General features: G+C 68.5%; 6 protein-coding genes. All 6 read left to right on the forward strand.

The genetic code is table 11. The features are described 5' to 3' along the window. Window positions 1-6 precede the first annotated feature (6 nt). The 6 genes from ABD747_RS11450 to groL all read left to right on the forward strand — a co-directional run bounded on the left by ABD747_RS11450 (window position 7) and on the right by groL (window position 6,023). On the forward strand, window positions 7-1,191 hold the full coding sequence (locus ABD747_RS11450; protein ID WP_344804531.1) for a class I SAM-dependent methyltransferase: 1,185 nt from the start codon (window positions 7-9) through the stop codon (window positions 1,189-1,191). Between the two features lie 94 nt (window positions 1,192-1,285). Further along, the gene (locus ABD747_RS11455) at window positions 1,286-2,764 is read left to right on the forward strand and encodes a metallophosphoesterase (protein WP_344804533.1); all 1,479 of its coding nucleotides are present in this window, start codon (window positions 1,286-1,288) and stop codon (window positions 2,762-2,764) included. Between the two features lie 60 nt (window positions 2,765-2,824). Beyond that, window positions 2,825-3,382, forward strand: a complete 558-nt coding sequence (locus tag ABD747_RS11460) for a PaaI family thioesterase (protein WP_344804535.1) — start codon at window positions 2,825-2,827, stop codon at window positions 3,380-3,382. A gap of 73 nt (window positions 3,383-3,455) precedes the next feature. Continuing rightward, entirely contained in the window at window positions 3,456-3,812 is a 357-nt protein-coding gene (locus tag ABD747_RS11465; protein ID WP_344804537.1) for a hypothetical protein, read from the forward strand. Between the two features lie 282 nt (window positions 3,813-4,094). After that, window positions 4,095-4,391: a co-chaperone GroES gene (gene groES, locus ABD747_RS11470; protein WP_344804539.1), complete on the forward strand. Its 297-nt coding sequence runs from the start codon at window positions 4,095-4,097 to the stop codon at window positions 4,389-4,391. Between the two features lie 15 nt (window positions 4,392-4,406). Further along, window positions 4,407-6,023, forward strand: a complete 1,617-nt coding sequence (gene groL, locus ABD747_RS11475; RefSeq protein WP_344804540.1) for a chaperonin GroEL — start codon at window positions 4,407-4,409, stop codon at window positions 6,021-6,023. The last annotated feature ends 235 nt before the right edge of the window (window positions 6,024-6,258 follow it).

Genomic DNA, 6,258 nt, shown 5'->3' on the forward strand with positions numbered 1-6,258 from the left:
GCCGGCATGCTTCCTCTCGGGCTGACCGCGGAGGCCCTCGCCGCGGCCGAGGCGGAGGCCGACCCCGGTTCGCTCGGCGCCGCACAACGGCTGCGGGCACGCTTCGAACCCGACCTCGCCGCGGCCGCGCTGAGCCAGGTCGCACTGCGCCGGCGGGCGATCGCGAAGTTCGGCGACGCCGCCGCGACCATGTTCTTCACCCGTGATGGGCTGGAGCAGGCGACCCGGCCCGCGGTCGCCGCCCATCACGCCGCGCGGTTCGCGGCCGCCGGGGTGGCGGGGGTCGTCGACCTCGGCTGCGGCATCGGCGCGGACGCGCTGGCCTTCGTCGACGCAGGGCTCGCCGTGCGCGCGGTCGAGCTCGACCCTGCGACCGCGGAGGTGGCCCGGGCGAACCTGCTGGCCCGCGCGCCGGCGCTGGTCGAGGACGTACGCGTCGCGGACGCCGAGCGACACTCGCTCGACCCGGATGACCCCGGTTCGGCGTACGGCTGGTTCGCCGACCCGGCCCGCCGGGACCGGACCGGCCGGGTCTGGAGCCTCGCCGACTTCTCGCCGTCCTGGGAGTTCGTGCTGCGGCTGCTGGACGGCAGCCGGGTCGCCGGGGTCAAGCTCGGTCCGGCGCTACCGCACGCCGCTATCCCGCCCGGGGTGGAGGCGGAGTGGATCACCCACCGCGGCAGCACGGTCGAGGCGGCGCTGTGGGCCGGCGGGGGCGCGCTGCCCGGGCGACGCCGGGCGACGATCCTCGACGCCCCGGGCGGATCGGCGACCCTCGTTGCCGACGACGCGGCGGCCGAGCCGCCGACCGGCCCGATCGGCCGCTATGTCTACGAGCCCGACGGTGCGGTCATCCGGGCCGGCGGGATCGCCCAGCTCGCCGCCGGGCTCGGTGCCACCCTGGTCGAGCCGCGAATCGCCTACCTCAGCGCCGACCGGCTCGTCGACACCCCGTTCGCCCGGGCGTACGAGGTGCTCGAGCAGCTGCCGCACACCACCTCGGCGCTGCGCCGCTGGCTGCGCGACCGTGGCGTCGGCTCGTTGGAGATCAAGCAGCGCGGGATCGAGGAGGATCCGGCGCGGCTGCGGCGCCGGCTCGGTCTGCGCGGACCCGCAACCGCGACGTTTCTCATCACCCGCACCCCGCACGGAGCACGGGTGCTCGTGGTACGGCGTGTTTCGGCCGTGTGACATCTTTTCGACGATTGCTTTGCGGATGTCGACCCGCTGCTTAGACTGACCGAGGCTCGGGGGAGTCACCGACCACTGCAAGCTTGGAGCACCGATGAGATCCATCACCGGGCTCCGGGGACGCGTGGCGGCGGTCATCGTAGCGGCTCTCCTGGCCAGCTTGGCGAACGTCGTCTTGATGTCTCCGGCGCCGGCCGCCGCCGCCTCGAAATGCGCAACGCTGACGAAGAAGGTGCATCACTTCTACAACGCGAAACGCGGGGTGAGTGTCTACACCTACAACTCCGCGCGCTTCGCCGGCCTGAAGAAGTCCGGATATGCCGATCTCGGCGTCATCTTCAAGGCCAGTTCGAAGAAGACGGGCCTGAAGGCCGTCCATGTGATGTACAACAAGCGCACCGGGGACCGCATCTACACCACCAGCGCGAGCGAGATCAAAGGCATCAAGAAGAAGGGGTACGTCGACAACGGGGTCGGTTTCTACGTCTACGGCAAGTCCGCATCCTGTCTGTATCCCGTGTATCGATTCCACAAGGGCGCGCTGCACCGCTACGTCGGCACGTCCTCGGACCGGGCGGCGTTGAAGAAGCAGGGCTGGATCGAGCAGAGCAAGGTGTACTGGCTGTCCAAGCCGGCCTCGGTGGTCAAGGCGCCGGCCGCGTCCAAGCCGCCGACTGCCCCCAAGCCGCCGGCGGGAGATCACAGCTTCACCCTCGCGGTGATGCCGGACACCCAGAACGAGGTCACCTATCCCGGCGACAAGCGGATGATGAACCGCTCGCAGTGGTTGGTCGACAACGCGAAGTCGCTGAAGCTCGCTTACGTCACCCATACCGGGGACATCGTCAACTGGGGTTCGGTCGACCCGAGCCAGTTCGCGGTCGCGGCGCCGTCGTTCGACCTGCTGGCCAAGAACGGCATCCCTTATTCGCTGACGATCGGCAATCACGACACGGCAGCGGTCTGCAAAGGCGGCAGCGCCTGTCCCGGGGCCAACACCCGGGCAACCGTGCGTGACACCAGCGCGTTCAACAAGTATCTGCACGGTGGCGTCGCGGATCTGGCGGGTCGCTACGAAGCCGGCAAGCTCGACAACATCTTCTCGACCTTCACCGCCGGCGATCGCAAGTGGCTGATGCTGAATCTGGAACTCTGGCCGCGCGAGGGCGTGGTTTCCTGGGCGCGGCAGGTGGTGGCCGCACACCCCGATTACAACGTGATCGTGGCGACGCATTCCTATCTGACGTCCTCAGGCGCGATCTACACCAAGAGCGATTACGGCGCTACCAGCCCGCAATATCTGTACGACAACCTGATCTCGAAGTACGCCAACATCAAGATGGTGCTCTGCGGCCACGTCGGTCAGCAGGCTCACCGGGTCGACTACGGGGTCGGCAAGAACCGGATCGACACCTTCATGCTGACCGTCCACTCCGGCACCACGAACCCGGTGCGGCTGATCCAGATCGACCCGGTGGCGGGAACCCTGAAGACCTGGGTATATGCCCCCTACGACAAGACCTCCTACCCGAACTGGACGGTCTCGCTGAAGAGCATGTCCTTCGTGAAGTAGCCGAGTCCGGCAAAACCCAGCGGTTGGGCCCGCCGGCCAGCGGCACGTACGCTCACGGCTGTGGTTCCCTACGACGACGTGTATGCCCCCGAACCTGACCCGGACTCGGTGACCGGGTCGGCGGAGTGGGGTGAGGCGCGGGAGCGGACCGTCCGCTGGCACGATCCCTTGGTGGGGGCCGGCGCGGGCGCCACGATGAGCGGGCTGGACTACCTGCAGTCGATGCTCGACGGCCGGCTGCCGCCGCCACCGATCGCGGCCACGATGGGGTTCCTGCTCGCGTCGGTGGGGCCGGGCGAGGCAACCTTCGTCGGCACGCCGGACGAATCGGTCTACAACCCGATAGGTGTGGTGCACGGAGGGTTCGTCTGCACCCTGCTCGACTCCGCGCTCGGCTGCGCGGTGCACACCACGCTGCCGGCCGGTGTCGGCTATACCTCGATCGAGATCAAGGTGAACTACCTGCGCCCGGTCACCGCCGGAAGTGGCGAGCTGACCGCGCGCGGGTGGGTGACCAAACCGGGCCGCCGGGTCGCCTTCGCCGACGCCGATGTCCGTGCTGCCGACGGCAAGGTGCTGGCCACCGCCAGCGGCAGCTGCCTGATCATGTCCGGTTAGCCGATGGCTTCCTCATCCGTGACCCCCGTGGCGCGCCGGCCGTGACGTTTCGCACTCCCGAGAGGCGCCGGCCGTGACCGACGTCCTGCTCGTCGTCTTATACGTCACCGCCGGCATCGTGGCCGCCTGGGACGCCCGTCGCAAGGGTTACGACGACCGGGTCTTCCTCGTTCTCGGCATCGTCTTCGGGCCGCTGCTGCTGATCGTGATGTGGTTCTTGAAGCCCAAGCCGCTGGCCGTCGGCACTCCGGTCCGCCCGGCCGCGCCGATCACCCTGGACGACGGCAGCAAGATCCCCCCGTCGCACGTGACGGTCGTCCGGGCCACCACCGTCATCGACAACACCCTCGTCTGCCGGATCACCGCGCCCGATGCGAGTCCGCACTGGGTCGCCCAGGAAGCGCTGACCCGCGTTCGCGGCAGCGGCTGAGGCCGTACGCCCTCGAGTCCCCGAACCCGGAAACTATGCAGTTCCTGCAGCGACACGCCGGCGGGACCTGCAACAGCTGCACAGTTTCCGCGGGCTGGGTGAGGTCGAAAGGCGGCTGGCGGGGGTGCGAGTGACCCTGGTTCTGGCACTCATTAGGACCGAGTGCTAATGTCGGTTTAGCACTCTCACCTAGAGTGTGCTAGCGGTCGACGACGGCACCGCGACGACGTCGTACGGCCGGTCCCCACGTACAAAACGACACAACCGTGAAAGGGGTTTGACGTGGCAGTCACGATCAAGCCGCTCGAGGACCGCATCCTCGTTGAGCCGCAGGATGCCGAGCAGGTCACCAAGTCCGGCCTGGTCATCCCGGACACCGCCAAGGAGAAGCCGCAGGAGGGCAAGGTCGTCGCGACCGGCCCGGGCCGGATCGACGACAACGGCAACCGCGTCCCGCTGGACGTGGCGGTCGACGACGTCGTCATCTTCAGCAAGTACGGCGGCACCGAGGTCAAGTACGACGGCAAGGAGTACCTGCTCCTGAACGCGCGCGACATCCTCGCCGTCGTCTCCAAGTAGTCCGGAGGACTCAACATGGCAAAGATCCTTCAGTTCGACGAGGAGGCGCGGCGCTCGCTGGAGCGCGGCGTGGACACCCTCGCCAACACCGTGAAGGTCACGCTCGGCCCCAAGGGCCGTTACGTCGTGCTCGACAAGAAGTGGGGCGCGCCGACCATCACCAACGACGGCGTCACCGTGGCCCGCGACGTGGACCTCGAGGACCCGTACGAGAACCTCGGCGCCCAGCTGGCCAAGGAGGTCGCCACCAAGACCAACGACGTGGCCGGTGACGGCACCACCACGGCGACGGTGCTGGCCCAGGCGCTGGTGCACGAGGGCCTGCGGGCCGTCGCCGCCGGCGTCAACCCGATCGCCCTCAAGCGGGGCATCGACAAGGCCGTCGACGCGGTCGAGGAGAAGCTCGCCGAGATCGCCCGCGAGGTCGAGACCACCGAGGACATGTCCAACGTGGCCACCATCTCCGCGCGTGACGCCGAGATCGGCGCCCTGATCGCCGACGCCTTCGACAAGGTCGGCAAGGACGGCGTGATCACCGTCGACGAGAGCAACACCTTCGGCACCGAGCTCGAGTTCACCGAGGGCATGCAGTTCGACAAGGGCTACCTGTCGCCGTACTTCGTCACCGACCCGGAGCGGATGGAAGCGGTCCTGGACGACCCCTACATCCTGATCAACTCCGGCAAGATCAGCTCGATGAATGACCTGCTCCCGCTGCTGGAGAAGGTCATCGGCGCCTCCGGCACCTTGTTCATCGTGGCCGAGGACGTCGACGGGGAGGCGCTGTCCACCCTCGTGGTGAACAAGATCCGCGGCACCTTCACCTCCGTCGCCGTCAAGGCGCCGGCGTTCGGTGACCGCCGCAAGGCCATGCTCGAGGACATCGCCACCCTGACCGGTGGCACCGTCGTCGCGCCCGAGGTCGGGCTGAAGCTCGACCAGGTCGGCCTGGAGGTGCTGGGCAAGGCTCGCCGGATCGTGGTGACCAAGGACAACACCACCATCGTCGACGGCGCCGGCGACACCGACGCCGTCAAGGGCCGGGTCGCCCAGCTGCAGGCCGAGATCGAGCGGACCGACTCCGACTGGGATCGGGAGAAGCTGCAGGAGCGGGTCGCCAAGCTCGCCGGCGGCGTCTGTGTGATCAAGGTCGGCGCGGCCACCGAGGTCGAGCTCAAGGAGAAGAAGCACCGGATCGAGGACGCCGTGTCCGCGACCCGGGCCGCGATCGAGGAGGGCATCGTCGCCGGCGGCGGCTCTGCGCTCATCCACGCGGCCAAGGTGCTCGACGGCGACCTGGGCCTGACCGGCGACGAGAAGGCCGGCGTGCAGATCGTCCGGAAGTCGGTCGTCGAGCCGCTGCGCTGGATCGCCGAGAACGGCGGCGAGCAGGGCTACGTGATCACCGCCAAGGTGGCCGAGCTGCCGGTGGGCCAGGGCTACAACGCCGCCACCGGTGAATACGGCGACCTGATCGCGGCCGGCGTCATCGACCCGGTCAAGGTCACCCGGTCGGCGCTGGCCAACGCTGCTTCGATCGCCTCGCTGCTGCTCACCACCGAGACCCTGGTGGTGGAGAAGCCCGAGGAGGAGGAGGCGGCGGCCGGTCACGGTCACTCGCACGCTCACTGAGTAACCACGCTCACTGAGTAACTCTGGGACCACGCAGGGCCCGGTCCGCTTCGGCGGGCCGGGCCCTGTTCTTTTTGCTCCACTCGGGCAAGCCCTCGCTCCGCGCTCCGCTGCGCTCCAGGCCGGCTCGTTCGTCGCGATCGGTGAAACGAAGAGACATCCCACGTTGCTACGGGTCAAGCCGCGGCGTGATGTTCGCGTGGCCAGGCAACGGTTTCGTCGTAGGGCAGGTGGT

The organism is Microlunatus ginsengisoli, assembly GCF_039537205.1.
GTDB lineage: Bacteria > Actinomycetota > Actinomycetes > Propionibacteriales > Propionibacteriaceae > Microlunatus > Microlunatus ginsengisoli.